The organism is Streptomyces coacervatus (assembly GCF_029223485.1).
Taxonomy (GTDB): domain Bacteria; phylum Actinomycetota; class Actinomycetes; order Streptomycetales; family Streptomycetaceae; genus Streptomyces; species Streptomyces coacervatus.
The window spans coordinates 91,385-110,714 of record NZ_JARHTP010000001.1 but is presented as its reverse complement, the minus strand read 5'-3'; the positions used below and the strand labels follow the sequence as shown (position 1 = coordinate 110,714).

Genomic DNA, 19,330 nt, shown 5'->3' with positions numbered 1-19,330 from the left:
TGGGACGGTGCCGGGGGCTTACTGGGGGCCTGCTGTGCGCGCCTTGTCGAATCCCGCGCGGCCCGCGCCCAAATTGGGTAAACCTTCAGCTATGACCCCTGTGGGCACTGAGCCAGAGCTCGCGGACCGCATCCTCGGGGGCTGGCTGGGCCGGATCTCGGGCAACATGCTCGGCAAGCCGGTCGAGCAGGGCGACCTGTGGACGCGGGACCGTATCGACCAATACCTGCGGCAGGCTGCCGCCCTGCCCCTGACCGACTATCTCCCCGAGCCCGCCGACGAGAGCGCAGGCTTCGAGCTGCGGCCCGAGTGGCGCCAGTGCGTGCGCGGCCGTATCCACGGCAGCTGCCGTGACGACGATGTCGACTACGCGATCCTGGGCCTGGACCTGCTGGAGACGCACGGCTTCGGTTTCAGTACCGAGCAGGTGGGCGAGCTGTGGCTGCTGCGGCTGCCGTATCTGCAGACCTTCACGGCGGAGCGGGCCACGTACCGCAATCTCGCCAACGGCCTCAAGCCGCCGCTGACGGCCACGTTCGACAACCCGTACCAGGAGTGGATCGGCGCCCTGATCCGCGCCGACATCTACGGCTGGACCTGCCCGGGCACCCCGCGCCGCGCCGCCTCGCTGGCCCGCCGGGACGCGGTGCTGTCCCACACGGGCAATGGCGTGTACGGCGCGATGTGGGCGGCGGCGCTGATCGCGGCGGCATTCACCGCGCCGACCGTGCGGCACGCGGTCGACCAGGCCCTGGCCGTCATCCCGGCGAGCAGCCGGCTCGCGCGTATCGTACGGCGGGTCGTCTCTCTCCACGACACGCGGATGACCTGGGAGGACACGCTCACGACGGTGGCCGAGGAGACCGCCGGGCTCGGCTGGATCCACACCATCCCGAACGCCGCCGTACTCACCGCGGGCCTTCTGTACGGCGACGGCGACTTCACCCGCACCATCACCCTCACCGTTCGCGGCGGCCTGGACACCGACTCCAACGGCGCGACCGCCGGCTCGGTGGCCGGCGTACTGACCGGGGCGGACGCGATCCCGGCGCAGTGGAAGGAGCCACTGGAGGACACCGTCCGCAGCGCGGTGTTCGGCTTCGACGGGGTGCGGATCAGCGAGCTGGCGGAGCGGACGGTGCAGCTGGCGGAGGCGGAGATCTAGCGGGGCGAGCTGGTTACCCTTCCTCAATGACCACCACGCCAGACTTCGCCACGTACATCGCCGGGCTGCCCCGTATCCTCGCCGGAGCCGCCGCCCTCTTCCGCGATGCCGAGGGCCGGGTGCTGCTTGTCGAGCCCAACTACCGTGAGGGCTGGGCGCTTCCGGGCGGCACGATCGAGTCCGACGACGGCGAGACCCCGCGCCAGGGTGCGCGCCGCGAGACGCTTGAGGAGATCGGGCTCGACCGCGAACTGGGGCGGCTGCTGGCCGTGGACTGGGTGTATACGCCGAGCTGGCCGCCGCTGGTGGCGTACCTGTACGACGGCGGGGTCCTCGGCGAGGACGATCTCAAGGCGATCCGGTTGCAGGAGGAGGAGCTGTTGTCCTGGCGGCTCGTCCCCCGCGAGGAGCTCGACGACTACCTGCTGGGCACCCTCGGCCCCCGCGTCCTGGCTGCCCTGGACGTCCTGGCGGAAGGTGTGGGGACGGCCGAGCTGGAGAACGGGCAGCGGGTGGCCTGACCGGGCGTCGACTCACCCCACGGGGTCGCGGGGCTTGACGTCCGCCTCGCGCAGAACCTCGTCCCGAATATCCGTTCGCCCCACTCGGTGGGCCGCCTTACCCTCGGTGACATGACCAAGCCCCTCGTTGCCATCCTGAGCGGCGCCGGGATCTCGACGGACTCCGGAATCCCCGACTACCGCGGCCCGGGCGGCCTGTGGCGGAAGGATCCCGAGGCCGAGAAGCTCGTGACGTACGAGTACTACATGGGTGATCCGGAGATCCGGCGGCGGTCGTGGCAGATGCGGCGCAAGAGCCGCACGCTCAAGGCCGAGCCCAACACCGCGCACCGGGCCGTGGCCGAGCTGGAGCGGGCCGGTGTGCCCGTGCGGGTCATCACGCAGAACGTCGACGGGTTGCACCAACTCGCCGGGATGCCTGCCCGCAAGGTGCTCGAACTGCACGGGTCCGCACGGAGTTTCGTGTGCACCGGCTGTCATGCGCGCGGGCCCATGGAGGACGCCCTCGCCCGGGTCGAGGCCGGGGAGGAGGATCCGCCGTGCCTGGAGTGCGGGGGGATCCTCAAGTCGGCGACCGTGATGTTCGGGGAGCGGCTCGATCCGGTGGTGCTGGGTGAGGCCGTCGCGATCACCAAGGCGTGTCAGGTGTTCCTCGCCGTGGGGAGCAGTCTTCAGGTGCAGCCTGCTGCGGGGCTTGCCGGTGTCGCCGCGGATCATGGGGCGCGGCTCGTCATCGTCAACGCCGAGGCGACGCCGTACGACGAACTCGCCGATGAAGTCGTACGCGAGCCGATCGGGACTGCGCTGCCGAAGCTGTTGCGCCGACTCGGCACGGAGCAGCCCTAGGGGCGGATTCCGTCGCACGCGATGGGCAGCTGCCGCGGTCCCCGCAGCACGGCGTTCTGGCGGTACGGGGGCGGGTCCTCCAGCAGGCGTGGGTTTTCCAGTCTCCGGGCCAGTTCCGACAGGGCGAGCTGGGTCTCCAGTCGGGCGAGTGGTGCGCCGAAGCAGCTGTGGATGCCGCTGCCCAGGCCGAGATGCTGGATGTCGCCGCGGTCCGGGTCGAAGCGGTCCGGGTCCGCGAAGCGCTGGGGGTCTCGGTTGCCGGATGCCAGGACGAGCCAGAGGGAGGCGCCCTTGGGGATGGTGACGCCGCGGACCTCGATGTCGGCGAGGGTGGTGCGCTGGGGCACGAGTTGCACCGGTGGCTCGAAGCGCAGCAGCTCCTCGACGATGGGTACGGCCAACTGCGGATCCGTACGAAGTCGGTCAAGGACTTCGGGATGGCGTAGCAGGGTCAGCATTCCGTTGGTGATGAGGTTGACCGTGGTCTCGTGGCCCGCGATCAGCAGCAGCGCCGCGGTGCTGAGCAGTTCCATGGTGGTCATCGGGCCGTCCTCGCCCTTGGCCGTGGCCAGTTGGGAGAGCATGTCGTCGCCGGGATTCCTGCGGCGTTCCTCGATCAGGCCGGCCAGGTACATGCCCAACTGCATCCGGGCGTCGTGCGCGCCCTTGCCCCGCTCGGTGGGGTCCGCGTCCGGGTCGGGGTCCAGGCTCGCCGCAAGGGTGTCCGCCCAGGTGTGGAAGCGGGCCTCGTCCTCGCGCGGCACCCCGAGCAGCCGGCAGATCACGGTCACCGGGAAGGGGTACGAGAACTGCTCCACCAGGTCGATCCGGCCCGGGTCGCCGATGCCGTCGATGAGCCCGGAGACGATGTCGTGGAGTTCTGAGCGCATCCCGTCGACGCGGTGCGGGGAGTGCGGCGGGCCGAAGGGACGGTTCGTCATGCGTCGCATGCGGTCGTGTTCCGGCGGGTCGAGCCGTAGGAACCCGGGCGGCAGGGCGCTCTCCTCCTGGGCCGGCTCGGCCAGCGGGTCGCGGGTGGTCGAGGCCAGATTGCGGGCGTCGGAGCTGATCCGGGGATCGTGCAGGAGGCTGCGGATCTCGTAGTAGGTGCTGATGACGTACGGCCCGCCGTCGTCGTGGTGCACCGGCGCCTTCCGCAGCTCTTCGTAGATCGGGTACGGGTTGGCGCGGTTGGCGTAGTCCAGGATCTGGTGCAGCAAGGATTGCGTCATGGCGGGTCCTCGTGGCCGTACGGGTCAGTGCGCGGGGGTGAAGGTCATCCGGCGGTCGGCCGGCGCGTATCCGCCGAGGGTCACGGTGGGGCCGTGGGTGGGGACCGACGGGTCGGGGAAGTCGGCGTCGAGCGGCCGCTGTCCGTCCGAGGTCCGGTCGACCGTGGGGAATGCCGGCGGGAACGGCGCGGTGGTCTCGATCAGCTCCTGGTAGAAGGGCAGCCATCTGCCGTGGTCGAAGGCGACCGCGCCGATGACGCGCCCCTGGTATCCGTAGACGCCGAGGAACCGGTGGTCCTTGAGCGATCCCTGCGAGACGAGGATCTCCGTCCCCAGCGACGGCACCCCGACCGACTTGATGTTGACTCCGAACTGCGAGGACCAGAAGGCCGGCACCTCCAGATGGGGGATCCGGTCGGTGCTCTCGCTGAGCATGTTGTGCGCCGCGATCCCGGCCTGGGTGACGGCGTTGCCCCAGTGCTCCAGGGACAGGAACTGGTAGCCGAACAGGGGGTGCGGGCAGCGTGCGACGTCGCCCGCCGCGTAGATGTCGTCGGTGACGATTCCGCGGATGTCGAAGGCGCGGCAGCCGGCGTCGCAGGCGATGCCTCGGGGGCCTGCCCCGAGTCCGGATCCGGCGAGCCATTCGGTGTTGCGGGTGGCGCCGAGCGAGACGATCACCACGTCGGTCTCCACGGTGGAGCCGTCGGACAGCTGCGCGGCGCGCACCCGTCCCGAGGCGTCGCCCTCCAGCGCGGTCACCATGACCCCGCACCGCAGGTCCACACCGTGCTCGCGCTGCATCTCGGCGGCGACCGCGCCGACCACGCCGCCGAGTGCACCGACCAGGGGCGCCGCGCCGCGCTCGGCGACGGTGACGGCGAGGCCGCGTTCGCGGCAGGCGGAGGCGATCTCCGAGCCGGTGAACCCGGCCCCGATGACCAGGACCCGTTTGGGTCCCGCGTCGAGCCGCCGTGCGAGCGCGGCGCTGTCGTCGCTGGTCCGCAGCACGAAGACGCCGTCGAGTTCCGCCTCGGCCTCGTGCGGCCACGGTCGCGCCCGGACCCCGGTGGCGATCAGCAGCCGGTCGTAGGGCACCTCGTCGCCGTCTGCCAGCCGCACCCGCCGTGCGGCCATGTCCAGGCCGGTGGCCGCGACGCCCAGCCGCCAGGTCGCCTCGACGGACCGGAGCCTGGGGAGCGCGGTGTGGTCGGCGCTCGCCCTGCCCAGGAGCACCTGCTTGGAGAGCGGGGGCCGGTCGTACGGCTCGTGGGGCTCGTCGCCGATCATGGTCAGGGAGCCGACGAAGCCCTCGGCCCGCAGGGTTTCGGCAGCGCGCAGGCCGGCCAGCGACGCGCCTACGACGACGATGCGGCCCTCGCGTTTGAGGCGTTCCAGGGAGCCGTCACCGAGCACCGGACACCGCCTCGGCCGGTACGTCCACGGCATCGACGAGGATGGCCTGGACCGGGCAGGCCGCGGCGGCCTGGGCCAGCTTCGCGCGCTGTGCCTCGTCGGCCTCCGGGTCGTACAGCAGCGCCTCCTCGCCGTGCATGGCGAAGATCTCGGGGGCGAGGAACGCGCACTGCGCATACCCCTGACAGCGGTTCAGGTCGACGGCAATCCTCACCACGGGATCGGTCCTCTCCAAGGGCCCGGTCGGTCCCCTGCGACCACCCTCCGTGGCCGGAGGTGATGCGGCGACGAGAGGGAGACCGTTCGAGTGAGCGGTGCGGTCGGCTCAGGCCGATGCGGCCGGCTGTGTCCGGGCGGGCCGCCGGCTCCGCAGGATGTTCACGCTGAGGAGCAACGCCCAGGCCGGGAAGACCAGTTCGGACCAGGGCACGTTTGCCCCCACCACGAGCAGCGCAAGGCCCGCCAGGTAGCCGATGGCGACGAGTGGGCGCGGGAGGACGCCGCGCCGGCGGCCGATGGTCGAGGTCGTGATGATGAACACCGCCGCCATCCGCAAGGCGTACGTGGTCAGCAGGACGTAGACGAAGTGCCGGCCGAAAGGAGGATGCTGCTGACTCTCGTCGAGCACCGTTCCGGCCGCTGCGGCAGCCCCGAACAGGGTGGCGACGAAGACCAGGCCGCTGCCCAGGAACACGGTGGAGAAGAACCGGTCCTCGCTCTCGCCGCCCTGCTCGCGCAGGGCGCCCATGAACCACAGGAAGGCGATCCCGGCGAACGGCAGCAGCTCCAGCGCCGTCCGCACGGCACTGCGTTGTCCGGCATCGACGGTGGGGTTGTCCGCGCCCGTGCCGTCGGGCAGAGCAATACGCACCAGCACGATCGCCGCGGCCATCAGGACCGCGAACACCACCCCGGCCACCCCGGCGGCCCAGGGTGTCGCGAGGCTCTCGTGCCTTCGCTCCATGGTCTCTCGCTTTCTGCCCGGTCTCCTCTTCCTACAGACACCAGCGATCCAGGGACTCGCGCCACCGGGGTCACTCGGGAGGAAGACCGCGGTGCGCCATACGGGCCATGGCTCGGCCCACGTCCACCTGAACCACCCGCACGCCCGCTTCCTGCAGCGCGGTGCAGGTCGCCGGGTCCGGCGAGGCGTCGGTCACGACGGCGTCCAGGTCTTCGGGGCCGCAGATCTTGACCATGCCCGTGCCGGGGAACTTGGTGCTGTCCGCGAGGAGCGCCACCTTCTCGCCGGCGGCGATCATGGCGCGCCTGGCGGGTACCTCGGCGACCGCCGTGTCCATGACCTGACCGCCGGCGCGGACACCGCAAGCTCCCATGAAGAGCCAGTCGGCGTGCACCTGGCGGAGGTTGTCCTCGGCCATGAAGCCGTCCAGCATGCGCGATTCGCGGATGACCATGCCGCCGAGCAGCATCAGTTCGACGTTCTCGTCCTGGACGAGTTCCTCGTACACCCCGAGGTTGTTGGTGATCACGGTGATGCGGCGCCCGTGCAGGTGGCGGGCCAGCCGGTGGACGGTCGTGCCGGAGTCGAGGATGACCGACTGGCCGTCCTCGATCATCATGGCGGCCCGGGCGGCTATCGCGTCCTTCTCGGACACCTGCGCCTGGGCGGCCTCGGCGAAGGGCGCGGGATCCTCCTCGATGACGGCTCCCCCGTGGACCCGGGTGAGCAGCCCGTCCTCTTCCAGTTTGAGGAGGTCACGACGGACGGTCGCGGCGCTGGCCCCCAGTCGGCCGGAGAGGTCCGTCACGGTGACGGTACCGACGGATCTCAACGCCTGCAGGATGAGTTGGTGTCGTTGTTCGGCCAGCACACAACGGACCCTACACGGCGCGGTGTTGGCCCTGCCGAGCCGCTAGAACAGCGCCCTTCCGCTCTCGAAGTCCAGCAGACGCTGCTTGCGGTCCAGGCCGCCGCCGTAGCCCGTCAGGCTGCCGTTGGCGCCGACCACGCGGTGGCAGGGGACGATGATGCCGATCGGGTTCCTGCCGTTGGCGAGGCCGACCGCGCGGGAGGCCGACGGGTTGCCCATGGCGTCGGCCAGATCGCCGTACGAACGGGTCTCGCCGTAGGGGATCTTGCGGAGTTGGTCCCAGACGCCGCGCTGGAACGCGGTTCCGTGCAGGCGTAGTTCGACGGTGAACTCCTTCAACTCGCCTGCGAAGTAGGCCTTCAGCTGCTCCTTCGATTCGTCGAAGAGCGTGTCGTCCCGGAGACCGAACGTCTCCTCCGGTGGGCGGTGGCGCTGGTCGGTCATGTAGAGGCCGCACAGAGTGCCCTCTTCGGCCACCAGGGTCAGGGGTCCGTACGGACTGTCGATCACGGTGTGATGCTTCGTGGAGGTCATGGTGAACGTCCTTATACCGGAAGGAAGTTGATCGGGTGGCTGTCGGTCGCCCAGAGGTACTGGACCGCGTACGCCCGCCACGGGCGCCAGGCCGATGCGCGGGCGGTGAGGGCCGCCGGGGTGGAGGGGAGGCCCAGTTCCTGGGCGGCGCGGCGGATTCCGAGGTCGGTGGGGAGGAAAGCGTCGGGGTCGCCGAGGGCGCGCATGGCGATGACGTCGACGGTCCAGGGGCCGAAGCCGGGGAGGGCGAGGAGCCGGGTGCGGGTTTCGGGCCAGTCGCTCTCCGGGCCCAAGTGGATGGTTCCGTCGGCGAGTTGGCGTACGAGGGTGGTGAAGGTGGTGCGGCGGGTGCGGGGCATGGCCAGGGATTCGGGGTCGAGTGCGGCGAGTGCCTCGGGGGTGGGGAAGAGGTGGGTGAGGGCGCCTTCGGGGTCGTCGAGCGGGTCGCCGTGCGCCGTGACCAGGCGGGACGCGTGGGTGCGGGCCGCGGCCGTGGAGACCTGCTGGCCGAGCACGGCACGTACGGCGAACTCGGCCTCGTCGACCGTGCGCGGGACGCGTCGGCCGGGGGCCTTGTCGACCAGCGGGGCGAGGAGGGGGTCCGTGCGGAGCTGGTCGTCGATCGCGACCGGGTCGGCGTCCAGGTCGAGCATGCGGCGGCAGCGGCTGATGGCGACGGGAAGGTCGCGCAGGTCGCTGAGGGTGAGGCGGCAGGCGATGTGGTCGGGTTTCGGGGCGAGGGCCGCGATGCCGTGGCCGTACGGGAGGCGGAGGGTGCGGCGGTAGGCGCCGTCCCGCCACTCCTCCACGCCGGGTACGGCGGTCGCGGCGAGGTGGCCGAAGAGGTTGTCGGGGTTGAGCGGGGTACGGAAGGGCAGGCGGAGGGTGAGCGTGCCCGGGGTGGCGGCCTGCGGGTTCTTCTTCCTGGGCAGCCGGGCCCGCAGTTCGCTCGGGGCCAGGGCGAAGACCTCGCGCACGGTGTCGTTGAAGGTGCGGATCGAGGAGAAACCGGCGGCGAAGGCGATCTCCGCCATCGGCAGCGGGGTCGTCTCGATCAACAGGCGTGCGGTCTGGGCGCGTTGGGCGCGGGCCAGGGCGAGGGGGCCGGCACCGAGTTCGGCGAGCAGCTGGCGTTCGATCTGCCGGGCGCTGTAGCCGAGGCGGGCGGCGAGGCCGGGGACGCCGTCCCGGTCGACGACGCCGTCGGCGATCAGGCGCATGGCGCGGGCCACGAGGTCGGCGCGCTGGTTCCACTCCGGGGAGCCCGGGCTGGTGTCGGGGCGGCAGCGCTTGCAGGCCCGGAATCCGGCCTGCTGGCAGGCGGCCGCGCTCGGGTAGAAGGTCATGTTCTCGGGCTTGGGCGGTACGACCGGGCAGCTGGGCCGGCAGTAGATGCGGGTGGTCAGGACCGCCGTGAAGAACCATCCGTCGAAGCGGGCGTCCTTGGACTGGACGGCACGTACGCAGCGCTCTCGGTCGGTGTGCATCCCGTTCTGCATGCGTCCAGCATCGGCGATGGGGAGGGCCGGGGCTGGCGGGAATCCGACATCAACCTTGTCTGGGCTGGAGCGGTCCGGATCACCCTACGCTGCCTTCCATGACCCAAGACGGGCAGCAAGAGCGGCAGGGGCGGCAGCGGATGTGGCCGTTGTACGCGGCCGGGTTCACCACCGCGTTCGGTGCGCACGGTATCGCCGCGAATCTCGGGGGTGCCGGAGAGGGCGCGGTCACCTCGCTGCTCGTCCTGGGCGGGCTGCTCGCGCTCTACGACGGTGCGGAGGTGCTGCTGAAACCGGTGTTCGGCACGGTCGCCGACCGGGTCGGGGCGCGGCCGGTGCTGCTCGGCGGGCTGGTGGCGTTCGCCGCCGCGTCCGCGGTGTACGTCCTCGCGGACAGCCCGGGGTGGCTGTGGGCCGCGCGGCTCGGGCAGGGGGCGGCGGCGTCCGCGTTCTCGCCGGCCGCTTCCGCGCTGGTGGCCCGGCTCAATCCGGCGGCGAAACACGGGCGGGTCTTCGGGAGCTACGGCTTCTACAAGTCCGTCGGCTACACACTGGGGCCGCTGCTCGGCGGCGTGCTGGTGTGGGCGGGCGGGCTGCGGCTGCTGTTCGCCGTACTTGCGGTGCTCGGTGTCGCCGTCGCGGTGTGGGCACTTCTCGCCGTACCCGTCGTACCGCCGCTCCCCCGCGCCCGGCAGACCGTGCTGGACCTGGCGCGTCGGCTGACGGACCCGGCGTTTCTGGTGCCGACGGCCGCACTCGCGGGGGCCACCGCCGCGCTCTCGGCCGGGGTCGGCTTTCTGCCGGTGTCCGGTGCGGTGGCGGGGCTGGGGACGGTGGCGACGGGCGCCGCGGTGTCGGTGCTGGCCGGGTGCGGGGCGGTCGTACAGCCGCGCGCGGGGCGGGCACTCGACGCGGGGCGGCTCACCGCGGGCACAGGACTCACCGCCGGCCTGCTGCTCGCGGCAAGCGGCCTGGCCTGCGCGATGGTGCCCGGCCTTACCGGCGTCCTCCTCGCCGCCGCCCTCATCGGCACCGGCACGGGCCTGATCACCCCGCTCGGGTTCGCCACCCTGGCCTCGACGGCCCCGCCGGAACGGCTCGGACAGACGATGGGCGCAGCCGAACTCGGGCGTGAACTGGGCGATGCCGGCGGCCCGTTGGTGGTGGCGGGGGTTGCGGCTGCTACGACCCTGACGTACGGGTTCGGGGCGTTGGCGGTGGTGTTGGGGTGTGTGGCAGTGGGGGTTGTGGCGGGGGTGCGGAGGGGGATCGCTGGGGCGCGTTGAGGCGGGAGCGGGGCCGACCCGGATGACGGGCTCACAGACGCCGTCCGCCCTCAGGAAGCACTCGCCTTACGTCAGCACGCTCCCCAGCAGCTGCAGCAGATCCCCCGTCGCGTCCACCGCGCCGAGTGCGGGCAGGACCCCCAGGGCCAGTACCGCTGCGGCGATCAGGCGCAGGTGGGGCGGCGGGGCCGTCTGCAGGGCGGCGACGCGGCGGGTGACGGCGCGGTCGGAGAAGTGCAGGGCGCAGCCGGGGTTGTGGGCGACCAGGGCGGCTCGGGCCAGGGCCCGTGCGGTGGTCCGGCGGTCGCCCACCGCGTCGGCGGCGTCTTCGTCGGCCCAGCGCTCCACGAGGTAGGCGACCGTCGTACGCACGGGGGTGAGCAGCGGGTTCGCCGCCGCGGCGAGGGTGACAGCGAGGACGAGCAGGGCGTGGCGGTGGGTGAGGTGGGCGCGCTCGTGGGCGAGCAGGACGCGGCGTTCGGCGGGGCGCAGCGCGGCGAGCATCGCGGAGGTGACGAGGATCCGGCCCGGGCTTCCGGGTACCGCGAACGCCTGCGCGGTCGGCGAGGCCGCGACGACGAGTTCGGTGCCGTCCGGGTGGCCCTCGCACAGGCGGTGCAGGGTGCGGCGGGTGGCGCGTTCGGCGCGGACCGCCCGCAGGACGCGGCAGGCGGCGACCGTGAGGACCGCGAGCGCCGCGAGAGCGACGGTTTCGGGGACCGGATCGGGCAGGACCCGGCCGTCCTCACGGGCGTCGGCGACGACCGGCGGGGCCTGGCCGACGAGCGTGACGGTCAGCAGGACCAGGGCCCAGGTGGTGGCGCCCGCGGCGAGGACGGCGGCCACGGTCAGGGCGCGGGCCGCCGGAGCGGGCGCGAGGCGCAGGCCGACCTGCGGACTGACGACGGCGAGCAGCAGGGACAGCAGGAGCGGGGTGTAGACGTCGATCCTCATGGCCCGCTCCGCCTCCCTCTCCTGCTGCTCGCGTTGGTGCTGCGCCTCCGGTCGAAGCCGACGCGCCTCATGAACCCCCTACCGGTGACGCGGCCGCCGCCTCACGCGCCGCTCTCGCCGAGGAGGGCACGCAGTGCGGCCTCCTCCGCCGGGCTCAGGCCCGTGACGAACTGCTGCAGCGCCGCTATCGGATCGGGGCCGCGGTCCAGGGCCTGGTGCATGGCCTCGGCGGTCATCTGCGCCGCGTTCTTCAACGGGCGGTAGGCGCCGCGCCGGCCGTCGGCGTCGCGCAGGACGAGGCCCTTGTCGTGCAGTCGCCGCAGGATCGTGTGCACGGTGTTGTAGGCGAGACCGCCGCCGAGGTCGGCCTGGATCTCGGCCGGGGTGAGCGCCCGGTCCGTCGCCCACAGGGTGGCGAGGACCTCGCTCTCCAGCTCGCCGGGGCTGCGTCGCTCGGCCCTGCTGCGAGGAGTCGTGCCTGCCATGGCCACCACCTTACGGTGTGTAGGGACCGGCGGTCACCAAGTCGTACCCGACCCTTACCCGGCTCAAGTTTCACCCCCACCTACAACCTGTAGGGTGAGATCAACCCTACAACTTGTAGGGCCGGATGGGTGAAAGATGACGAGGACCTCCGACGCCGCCCCGACCAGCGCCACCCGGCACGGGCCGCCGCCGAGCGGCCGCCCGCCGTGGCGCACGGCGGGCGAGTGGTGGCTCGCGGCCGTGGCGGCCGCCTTCACACTGCTCCAACTCGCCCTGGTGCGGACCGGGATGGGCCTGGGCTGGGACGAGACGGTGTACGTCAGCCAGGTGAGCACACACGCCCCGGCGGCGTTCTTCAGCGCACCGCGCGCCCGCGGAATCACCCTGCTGGTCGCCCCCGTCGCCTCCTGGTCGTCGTCCACTGCACTGCTGCGGGTGTACTTGGCGGTCCTGTCGGGGCTCGGTCTGTACTGGGCCCTGCGCGCCTGGCGGGGGCTGTTCCCGGTACGGGTGCTCGCGGCCGGCGGCGCACTGTTCGCGTCGCTGTGGATCACCCTCTTCTACGGTCCGCAGGCCATGCCCAACTACTGGGTGGCCGTGGGCGCGTCGGCCACCGTGGGCTTCTTCCTGCAGGCCCGGGCCGACCGCAGCCGGCGCGGTGCCCTGTGGGGCGTGGCCGCGGGCGCTGCGCTGATGGCGTGGATGCGGCCCACGGACGCGGTCTGGTGCACGCTTCCCCTGCTGGCGCTCGTGCTGTTCGTCCGCCCCCGACGCCAACTGCGGCTGCTGCTGGCCCTGGTCGCGGGCCTTGCGGCGGGGGCCACCGAGTGGATCGTCGAGGCGTACGCCGACTACGGCGGCGTCGGCGCCCGGCTGTCCGCCGGCTCCCGCATCCAGGGCGGCCTGGGCCTGCACAACGCCGTCGTCGACCAGTTGCGCAGCCTCGGCGGGCGCGCGCTGTGCCGCCCGTGCACCGGGGCGATTCCGAGCGCGCCGGTGATCGCCTGGTGGTTCGTCCTGCCGCTGCTCGCCGCCGTCGCGCTGGTGATCGCGGTGCGGGCCCGCCGTACGACCGTCACGCTGCTGCCGCTGGTCTGTGCCCTGACCGCGGCCGTGCCCTATCTCTTCCTGATCGGCTATGCCGCACCCCGCTTCCTGCTGCCCGCGTACGCGCTGCTCGCGATCCCGGTCGCGGACGCCCTGGCCCAACTGGTCACCGCGCCGGCCGGGCGCCGGCGGACGGTGGCCGTGACGCTGGTGGCCGTGGGAATCGCGGGCCATCTGGCCGTGCAGTTCGCCGTGTTGGAGCGCGCCGTGTCCCGGACCACGGCCGAGCACCGGGTCTGGGTCCGTACCGCCGCCGACCTGCGCCGTCTCGGGGTGCGCCCGCCGTGCCTGGTCACCGGGGGCGACTCCGTTCCGGTCGCCTTCGACGCCGGCTGCGCCTCCGCACACACCGGCGGCCACGACGCCAACACCACCGGCGCGGCCCTCGCCCGGACCGCCCGCACCATGCCGGTCGTCCTCCTCACGACGCACCGCGTCCACCCTCCGCCCTACGCCCGCACCTGGCAGCCGCACCGCGTGACGGGCGGCTATGCGTACCTCGCTCCTGCTGCCGTACAACAAGCAGAACGGCACCACGCATGAGTGCCCAGGTCACCACCTCGGTGGCCGTCGGCAGCCCAAGCGGCCTCGGCGAAGCGCCCCAAAGGGGCGCGGGGCTGTATCGATCTGCGGCTCCGCCGCGGGGCGCGACCAGCCACAACGATGCCGCAGACGAAAAACGACCCATCGCGGCCCATCCTGCGGAGCGCCTCGCTCCGTGGCAGACCGTGGCGGCGCTCGTCGTGGCCGCGGGCGCCGTCGGGCTCGCCGCGCGGCACTGGGCGGTGCTGGACTCGGCCGCCGACCGGCTGGCCGTCGCCGACCGGGGCTGGCTGCTGCTGGCGGCGCTACTCACCCTGCTGACCTGGGGGTGTGCGGCGCTTGCGCAGCAGGGGGCGGTGCGGGAGGTGCTGCCTGCCGGGCGGCTGGTGACGGTGCAGTTCGCGGCGTCCGCGGCGAACCATCTGCTGCCCGCCGGGCTCGGGGCGGGCGCGGTCAATCTGCGGTTCCTGATGCGCTGCGGGCTGGCACCCGGCCGGGCGGCCACGGCCCTCGCGGTGAAGTCGACCGCGGGAGCCCTCGCGCGGCTCGCCCTGATCGCGGTGCTCGCCCTGGCCTGCCCCGGCGTTCTGCAGCTGCCGTCGGTGGGCGGGCCGAAGCTGTTGGTCGGTGCGCTGGTGGCGGTGGCGGTCCTGCCCGTAGCCGTCCTGCTCGTGCGGCGGAAGGGTCTGCGGCGGGTACTGGCCTGCGCGGCGGCCGACGTACGCGCGGTGCATGAGAACCCGCGGCGCGCGGCGGCCCTGTGGGGCGGCTCGCTGGCCTTCGCGGCCCTGCACACGGGGGTGGTGATCGCCGTCGTCCACGCCCTGGACGTACCGCTTCCGGCGGGGCGGGTCGCGCTCGCCTATCTCGCCGCGAGCAGCGCCGCCGTCCTGCTGCCGACCCCGGGCGGTCTCGGCTCCCTGGACGCCGCGCTCGCCTGGGCGCTGACCACGGCCGGCGCCCCGGGTTCGGCGAGTGTGTCGGCCGTGCTCGGCTACCGGTTGCTGACCGTCTGGCTGCCGCTGGTGCCGGGGCTGGCAGTGCTGGCCGGGCTGGTGCGTACGAGAGCCCTGTGACAGAACGGCAGTCAGGATGCGTTGAGGTTTCCGGTCACAGCGTCGGCCGTATGACATCAGATACGTCTGGGACAACTGAGGCCACTGCGGCGTATGCGCACGGCACCGCCGCCACACCGCCCACCCGCCGCCGATCGCGCCTGCGTTTGAACAAGGTTCCCGAAGTCACCGTATATTTCTGGGTGATCAAGGTGTTGTGCACGACCGTGGGCGAGACGGCGGCCGACCTGCTGATGAGCGCGCTGCTCGCGGTGGTGCTGGTCGTCCAGTTCCGTACGAGCGCCTATCGCGCCGGTGTGTACTGGCTCGCCGTCGCCCTGATCAGCGTCGTCGGCACCCTCGTCAGCGACAACCTGACCGACAACATGGGCGTGCCGCTGGAGACCACCACCACGGTGTTCGCCGTGCTGCTGGCAGTCGTGTTCGTCGCCTGGTACCGCAGCGAGCGCACCCTGTCCATGATCGCCGTGGCGCGCTTCTGGCTCGGCCTGGACGCCGTGTGGAGCTTCTGGATCGCTTACGTCCTGACCCGCCCGCTGGGCGCCTCGGTCGGCGACTACCTCTCCCAGCCCACCGGGGACGGCGGACTGGGCCTGGGCACCGTGATGACGAGCACACTGTTCCTCACGGTGATCCTCGGCCTGGTCGTCTTCCTCGCGATCACCCGCAAGGACGTCACCAAACCCAACGGACAGGAGCTACAGACCGCATGACCCATCAACCCCCCACACAGGCGGCGGAGTCGACAGTCCTCACGGACGTCGGCGCCGCCGCCGGCCGTAGTGACGTACTGAAGAAGCTCCCCGAGGTCACCCTCGCCTTCTGGATCATGAAGATCGCGGCGACCACCCTCGGCGAGACGGCCGGCGACCTCTTCTCGCAGACCCTCAAGCTCGGCTACTTCCTCACCACGATCGCCCTGTTCGCGGTCTTCGTCGTGACGCTGGTCGTCCAGCTCAGGTCGCGGCGCTACAACCCGTTCTTCTACTGGACCGTCATCCTGTCGACCAGCATGGCCGGCACGACGATGTCCGACTTCATGAACCGCGACGCCAGCTCCAAATACCTTTCGGGCGGCGCCACTTCGCTGGGCTGGGGCCCGCAGGGCCTGGGCATCGGCTACCCGGCGGGCGCCGCGATCCTGGTCACGATCCTGATCGTCATCTTCGCCGTGTGGAAGCTGACCGGGATGACGTTCGTCATCCGGGACATCGTCAGCTTCCGCGGGGAGGCGCTGTTCTGGTCGGCGATCCTCGTCTCCAACACGCTCGGCACCTCCATGGGCGACTTCCTCTCCGACAGCTCCGGCCTCGGCTACGCCGGTGGCGCGCTGCTCGTGGGCGGGGTGCTCGCCGTACTCGTCGCCCTGATGAAGGTGCCCGCGGTGCCGAACGTGCTGCTGTTCTGGTTCGCGTTCGTGCTCACCCGGCCGCTCGGTGCGACGGCCGGCGACTTCCTCACCAAGCCCGTCGCCAAGGGCGGCCTCGACCTCGGCACAGCGGGTTCGTCGGCCGTACTGCTGGCCGTACTGATCGGGCTGATGGGGTACGCCCACGCACGCGAGCGCCGTCCCGCGGAAGCGGTCAGCCGGACGGCAGTCTGACCACGAAGCGCGCTCCAGGGGTGAGTCCGGGGTCGTAGGAGACCTCGCCCCCGGCGGAGCGGGCCAGGCGCCGCGCCAGCGGCAGCCCCAGGCCCGCTCCGCCGTGACCGTCGTCCGGGTCGGCGCGGCGGCCGGGCTGGAAGAGCTGTCCCGCGAACTCGGGCGGCACGCCCGGTCCGTCGTCCGTGACACAGATGCGTACGCCGCCTGCGTCCCGGTCCGCGCGCAGGGTGACGCTCGACTCGGCGTACCGCAGGGCGTTGGCCAGGAGCGGGCTGACGATCCGTTCGAGGAGGGCGTCCTGCACGCCGGCCTCCAGCCGCCCGTCCGTGCCGTCGGCGCCATCGGTGCGTTCGGCGGCGTCGACCGTGACGGTCACATGGCCGGGGACGTCCGACTGTCCGGCGAGGCGGCGCAGGGTGGGCAGGACCGGGGCGGTGCCGGGGGCGGCGCTGGTCGCGTCCTCGCGGGCGCTGGTCAGGAGGGTGTCGCAGATGGTGCGCATCGACTCGGCGGCGTCGGCGATCGTCTCGTGCACGGCCCTGGTCTCGGCCGCCGTGCGGGGGCGTGAGCGATACCAGTCCAGCTCGGCGACGATCCTGCTGAGCGGGGTGCGCAGCTCGTGCGAGAGCTCTCCGGTCAGCTGCCGCTCATGCCGCAGCACCGCGCGGATACGGTCCAGCAGGGCGTCCAACGACGCGCCCAGACGGGCCAGTTCGGCCGGGCGGTCCGCGCTGCCGAACCGTTCCTCGGAGGCGACCGCGCTCCACTGCGTCGCCTGGTCGGTCATCGTTCCGACGGGACGCAGCGCGCGTCCCACCGCCAGCCGGGTCAGGGCGTAGGTGCAGGCGAGCATCACGGCGTCCAGGGCGAACGAGCCCAGCAGCAGGGCGTCGGCCGAGCTGTTGTACGGGGCCAGGTCCAGGGCCGTGACGATGGTGGCCGCGTGCCGTGCGCGGGGTACGGGCTCGGAGCACAGCCGGACGGGGCTCATCCCGTGGCCCGAGGCAGTGACGCACTGCCGTCCGCCGTCGCGGGCCAGGCCTTCGGCGATGTGGGTGAGCCGGCCGCCGGAGGTCGGCTGCTCCAGCAGGCGCGGGCCGGCGTAGATCCACACGTTCGCGTCCAGGAGCCGGTCGTTGACGGTCTCCAGGACCCGTACCCGTTTACCGCCTGTGTCGACGGTGGTGGCGACGGCGGCGGCCCGGGTGCGCAGTTCGTCGTCCGCCTGGCGTCGCAGGTGGTGACGGACCATGGTGTTGAAGACGACGGTGAGGATCACCATGAGGAGCGCGGCTGTGGTGAGCGCGACCAGGGAGAGCCGGCCGCGCAGGGTGCGGGGGACGAGCCGGGGGACGAGCCGGGAGCGGGGCGCGGTCATGACAGCCGGTGTCCGATTCCACGCGCGGTGCCGATCGTCACGTCGCTGCCCGCCTCGCGCAGCTTGCGGCGGAGCCGGGTCAGGTACTGGTCGAGGGTGTTGTCGCTGACCTGGGCGCCCTCCGGCCAGCCCGCCCGGACGAGGTCACGACGGCTCACGATCTCCCCGGGGGCCGCCATCAGGGGGGCCAGGAGCCGGAACTCCGTCGGCGTGAGGTCGACCTCGGTTCCGCGCACGGTCAGGCTGTGCCGCACGGCGTCCAGGACGAGGTCGCCGGTCGCGGGACGGGGCGGGGGCGCGGCGCGTTTGAGTGCCGCGCGCAGCCGGGCGGCGAGTTCCACCAGGTGGAAGGGCTTGGGCAGATAGTCGTCGCCGCCCGCCGAGAACCCGGACAGCCGGTCGGTCAGACCATGACGTGCGGTGAGGAAGATGACGGGGGCCATGAACCCGTTCGCCCGCATCGCCTGACACACGTCCCGCCCGTCCGCGTCCGGCAGTCCGACGTCCAGCACGGCCGCGGCCACCTCGTCCCCGGCCAGCCGCAGCGCGGTCGCACCGTCGGCGGCCGGCACGGTGGCGAAGCCCTCGTCCCGCAGCCCGCGCAGCAACACGTCACGCAGAGCGTGATCGTCCTCGACGACCAGGATCTTGTGGCGCATGGTCCTCCATCGGGGGTCGTGCGTCGGTGGTTGTGCGGTGGTGGTTTGTGGGTTGGTGGTTTGTGGGTTGGTGGTTGTGCGGTGGGCTGGCGGTGTGGGTCGGACGTGGGGGCGGGGTGGGGGTTCCTGGAACGGGGTTCCTCAAGCGGGGTCCTGGGACGGGGTTCCTAGGGCCGTGGCGGGTCGGGAGCGTCCGGCGCCGTACCCGCACCAGGGGGCGCTCCAGGACCACCGCGCCCCGTCAACTCCCCGGGCAGCCACCGGGCCGAGGCCCACGCGCACAGGCCCAGCCATGCGGCAGCCAGCAGCCAGCCGGCGATGACATCACTCACCCAGTGCACCCCGAGGTACACGCGGGTGGCGCCGACCGCGGCCGCCCAGCACACCGCCAGCGTGCAGGTCGTGCGGGCGAGATCCGGGCGGGCCCGGCGGGTCACCGCCCAGCACAGCAGACCGGCCGTGAGGGCCGAGGTGGTGGTGTGACCGGAGGGGAACGCGAAACCGGACACATGCGTCGCCCAGTCGGCAGGGGCCGGGCGGGCCCGCGCGAACAGCTCCATCAGGCCGGTGCGGATCAGCTGCCCGGCGACCAGCACGACCAGGGCGCCGACGGCGGCCCGGAGCCGCTCACCCGCGGTGCGCCCCGCAATCACCCCGGCGATCACGACGACCGCGTACGGCCAGGGGCCCGTCCCCGTCGCGGAGATCCCGCGCGCGAGCGCCACCGCCTCCGGGGGCCGGTGCGCGAGTCCCCACGCATGGGCCGCCGCGTCCCCCGGCAGCGGAGCACCGTGGCGCACGGCCACCGCGATCGCGAGGGCGGCGAACAGGAGGGCGCAGACGACGGCGAGCGGCAGCGGCCCTCGACCGCTCCCGTTTGCGTTCGGCGCTCCACCGCTCCGGTTCACACTCGGCCCTTGTCCGCTCGGGTTTACGCTCGGCCCTCGACCGCTGAGGTTCACACTCGGCCCTGGACCGCTCTGCTGCACACGCGGCCGCCCGGCAGGGTCACGTGCCCGCGCATGCCGCACCGCCCACCGCCGTCCTTCCGCGGCGACCGGTCCACGCACCGAACGCGGGGCTCCCCGCACAGCCTCTCCACCACGCCCGGCACCTCCGGACCCGGCGGGACCCTCGCCACGCCCGCGATCACCACCAGACTCGACGGCACTCCGGCTGCCGCGCCC

20 protein-coding genes are annotated in these 19,330 nt (G+C 72.5%); 8 read left to right on the top strand and 12 right to left on the bottom strand.

Annotated elements, in window-relative coordinates:
- The first annotated feature begins 91 nt into the window (after positions 1-91).
- The 3 genes from P2Q00_RS00555 (at position 92) to P2Q00_RS00545 (ending at position 2,532) form a co-directional block, all read left to right on the top strand.
- Positions 92-1,165: an ADP-ribosylglycohydrolase family protein gene (locus tag P2Q00_RS00555; RefSeq protein ID WP_275768426.1), complete on the top strand. Its 1,074-nt coding sequence runs from the start codon at positions 92-94 to the stop codon at positions 1,163-1,165.
- 26 nt (positions 1,166-1,191) lie between these two features.
- Positions 1,192-1,686, top strand: coding sequence for an NUDIX domain-containing protein (locus P2Q00_RS00550; protein WP_275768424.1), 495 nt, complete (start codon positions 1,192-1,194; stop codon positions 1,684-1,686).
- Positions 1,687-1,797: 111 nt separating this feature from the next.
- Positions 1,798-2,532: an SIR2 family NAD-dependent protein deacylase gene (locus P2Q00_RS00545; RefSeq protein ID WP_275768422.1), complete on the top strand. Its 735-nt coding sequence runs from the start codon at positions 1,798-1,800 to the stop codon at positions 2,530-2,532.
- Here P2Q00_RS00545 and P2Q00_RS00540 read toward each other — a convergent pair.
- The 7 genes from P2Q00_RS00540 to P2Q00_RS00510 all read right to left on the bottom strand — a co-directional run bounded on the left by P2Q00_RS00540 (position 2,529) and on the right by P2Q00_RS00510 (position 9,048).
- Complete coding sequence (locus tag P2Q00_RS00540; RefSeq protein ID WP_275768421.1) at positions 2,529-3,764, bottom strand: cytochrome P450; 1,236 nt, start codon at positions 3,762-3,764, stop codon at positions 2,529-2,531. The two genes, P2Q00_RS00545 and P2Q00_RS00540, sit on opposite strands and share 4 nt — an antisense overlap.
- Before the next feature lie 24 nt (positions 3,765-3,788).
- Entirely contained in the window at positions 3,789-5,213 is a 1,425-nt protein-coding gene (locus P2Q00_RS00535) for an NAD(P)/FAD-dependent oxidoreductase (RefSeq protein ID WP_425579682.1), read from the bottom strand.
- Entirely contained in the window at positions 5,170-5,394 is a 225-nt protein-coding gene (locus P2Q00_RS00530) for a ferredoxin (protein WP_053747430.1), read from the bottom strand. The genes P2Q00_RS00535 and P2Q00_RS00530 overlap by 44 nt, the downstream gene beginning before the upstream one ends.
- Before the next feature lie 111 nt (positions 5,395-5,505).
- Entirely contained in the window at positions 5,506-6,144 is a 639-nt protein-coding gene (locus tag P2Q00_RS00525; protein WP_275768418.1) for a hypothetical protein, read from the bottom strand.
- A gap of 70 nt (positions 6,145-6,214) precedes the next feature.
- Positions 6,215-7,015 carry a DeoR/GlpR family DNA-binding transcription regulator gene (locus P2Q00_RS00520; protein ID WP_275768416.1) on the bottom strand — a complete coding sequence of 267 codons (801 nt, stop codon included), beginning with the start codon at positions 7,013-7,015 and terminating at the stop codon, positions 6,215-6,217.
- A gap of 42 nt (positions 7,016-7,057) precedes the next feature.
- Entirely contained in the window at positions 7,058-7,549 is a 492-nt protein-coding gene (locus P2Q00_RS00515) for a methylated-DNA--[protein]-cysteine S-methyltransferase (protein WP_275768414.1), read from the bottom strand.
- Positions 7,550-7,560: 11 nt separating this feature from the next.
- Positions 7,561-9,048: an AlkA N-terminal domain-containing protein gene (locus tag P2Q00_RS00510; protein ID WP_275768413.1), complete on the bottom strand. Its 1,488-nt coding sequence runs from the start codon at positions 9,046-9,048 to the stop codon at positions 7,561-7,563.
- Between the two features lie 140 nt (positions 9,049-9,188).
- Here P2Q00_RS00510 and P2Q00_RS00505 point away from each other — a divergent pair, with 140 nt between their 5' ends.
- Positions 9,189-10,334 carry an MFS transporter gene (locus tag P2Q00_RS00505; protein ID WP_275769426.1) on the top strand — a complete coding sequence of 382 codons (1,146 nt, stop codon included), beginning with the start codon at positions 9,189-9,191 and terminating at the stop codon, positions 10,332-10,334.
- Between the two features lie 66 nt (positions 10,335-10,400).
- Here the strand turns inward: P2Q00_RS00505 and P2Q00_RS00500 are convergent, their stop codons facing one another.
- Together P2Q00_RS00500 and P2Q00_RS00495 are read right to left on the bottom strand one after the other, a co-directional pair.
- Positions 10,401-11,288: a M48 family metalloprotease gene (locus tag P2Q00_RS00500; protein WP_275768411.1), complete on the bottom strand. Its 888-nt coding sequence runs from the start codon at positions 11,286-11,288 to the stop codon at positions 10,401-10,403.
- Between the two features lie 101 nt (positions 11,289-11,389).
- Positions 11,390-11,773, bottom strand: coding sequence for a BlaI/MecI/CopY family transcriptional regulator (locus P2Q00_RS00495; protein ID WP_275768410.1), 384 nt, complete (start codon positions 11,771-11,773; stop codon positions 11,390-11,392).
- Between the two features lie 136 nt (positions 11,774-11,909).
- On the opposite strand from P2Q00_RS00495, the gene P2Q00_RS00490 reads away from it, so the two are divergent.
- From P2Q00_RS00490 to P2Q00_RS00475, 4 genes are read left to right on the top strand one after another with little or no spacing between them, the layout of a single operon-like run.
- Positions 11,910-13,424, top strand: coding sequence for a hypothetical protein (locus tag P2Q00_RS00490; protein WP_425579683.1), 1,515 nt, complete (start codon positions 11,910-11,912; stop codon positions 13,422-13,424).
- A complete protein-coding gene (locus P2Q00_RS00485) occupies positions 13,421-14,500 on the top strand; it encodes a lysylphosphatidylglycerol synthase transmembrane domain-containing protein (RefSeq protein ID WP_275768409.1) in 1,080 nt (359 codons plus the stop codon). The genes P2Q00_RS00490 and P2Q00_RS00485 overlap by 4 nt, the downstream gene beginning before the upstream one ends.
- A 50-nt stretch (positions 14,501-14,550) precedes the next feature.
- The gene (locus P2Q00_RS00480) at positions 14,551-15,213 is read left to right on the top strand and encodes a COG4705 family protein (protein ID WP_275768407.1); all 663 of its coding nucleotides are present in this window, start codon (positions 14,551-14,553) and stop codon (positions 15,211-15,213) included.
- A complete protein-coding gene (locus P2Q00_RS00475; protein ID WP_275768406.1) occupies positions 15,210-16,103 on the top strand; it encodes a COG4705 family protein in 894 nt (297 codons plus the stop codon). The genes P2Q00_RS00480 and P2Q00_RS00475 overlap by 4 nt, the downstream gene beginning before the upstream one ends.
- On the opposite strand, the gene P2Q00_RS00470 is transcribed toward P2Q00_RS00475, so the two are convergent.
- From P2Q00_RS00470 to P2Q00_RS00460, 3 genes are all read right to left on the bottom strand, one after another.
- Positions 16,084-17,484 carry a sensor histidine kinase gene (locus tag P2Q00_RS00470; protein WP_275768404.1) on the bottom strand — a complete coding sequence of 467 codons (1,401 nt, stop codon included), beginning with the start codon at positions 17,482-17,484 and terminating at the stop codon, positions 16,084-16,086. The two genes, P2Q00_RS00475 and P2Q00_RS00470, sit on opposite strands and share 20 nt — an antisense overlap.
- Positions 17,481-18,143: a response regulator transcription factor gene (locus tag P2Q00_RS00465; RefSeq protein WP_275768402.1), complete on the bottom strand. Its 663-nt coding sequence runs from the start codon at positions 18,141-18,143 to the stop codon at positions 17,481-17,483. Before P2Q00_RS00465 ends, P2Q00_RS00470 begins: the two co-directional genes overlap by 4 nt.
- Before the next feature lie 167 nt (positions 18,144-18,310).
- Positions 18,311-19,051, bottom strand: a complete 741-nt coding sequence (locus tag P2Q00_RS00460; RefSeq protein WP_275768401.1) for a phosphatase PAP2 family protein — start codon at positions 19,049-19,051, stop codon at positions 18,311-18,313.
- Between the last annotated feature and the right edge of the window lie 279 nt (positions 19,052-19,330).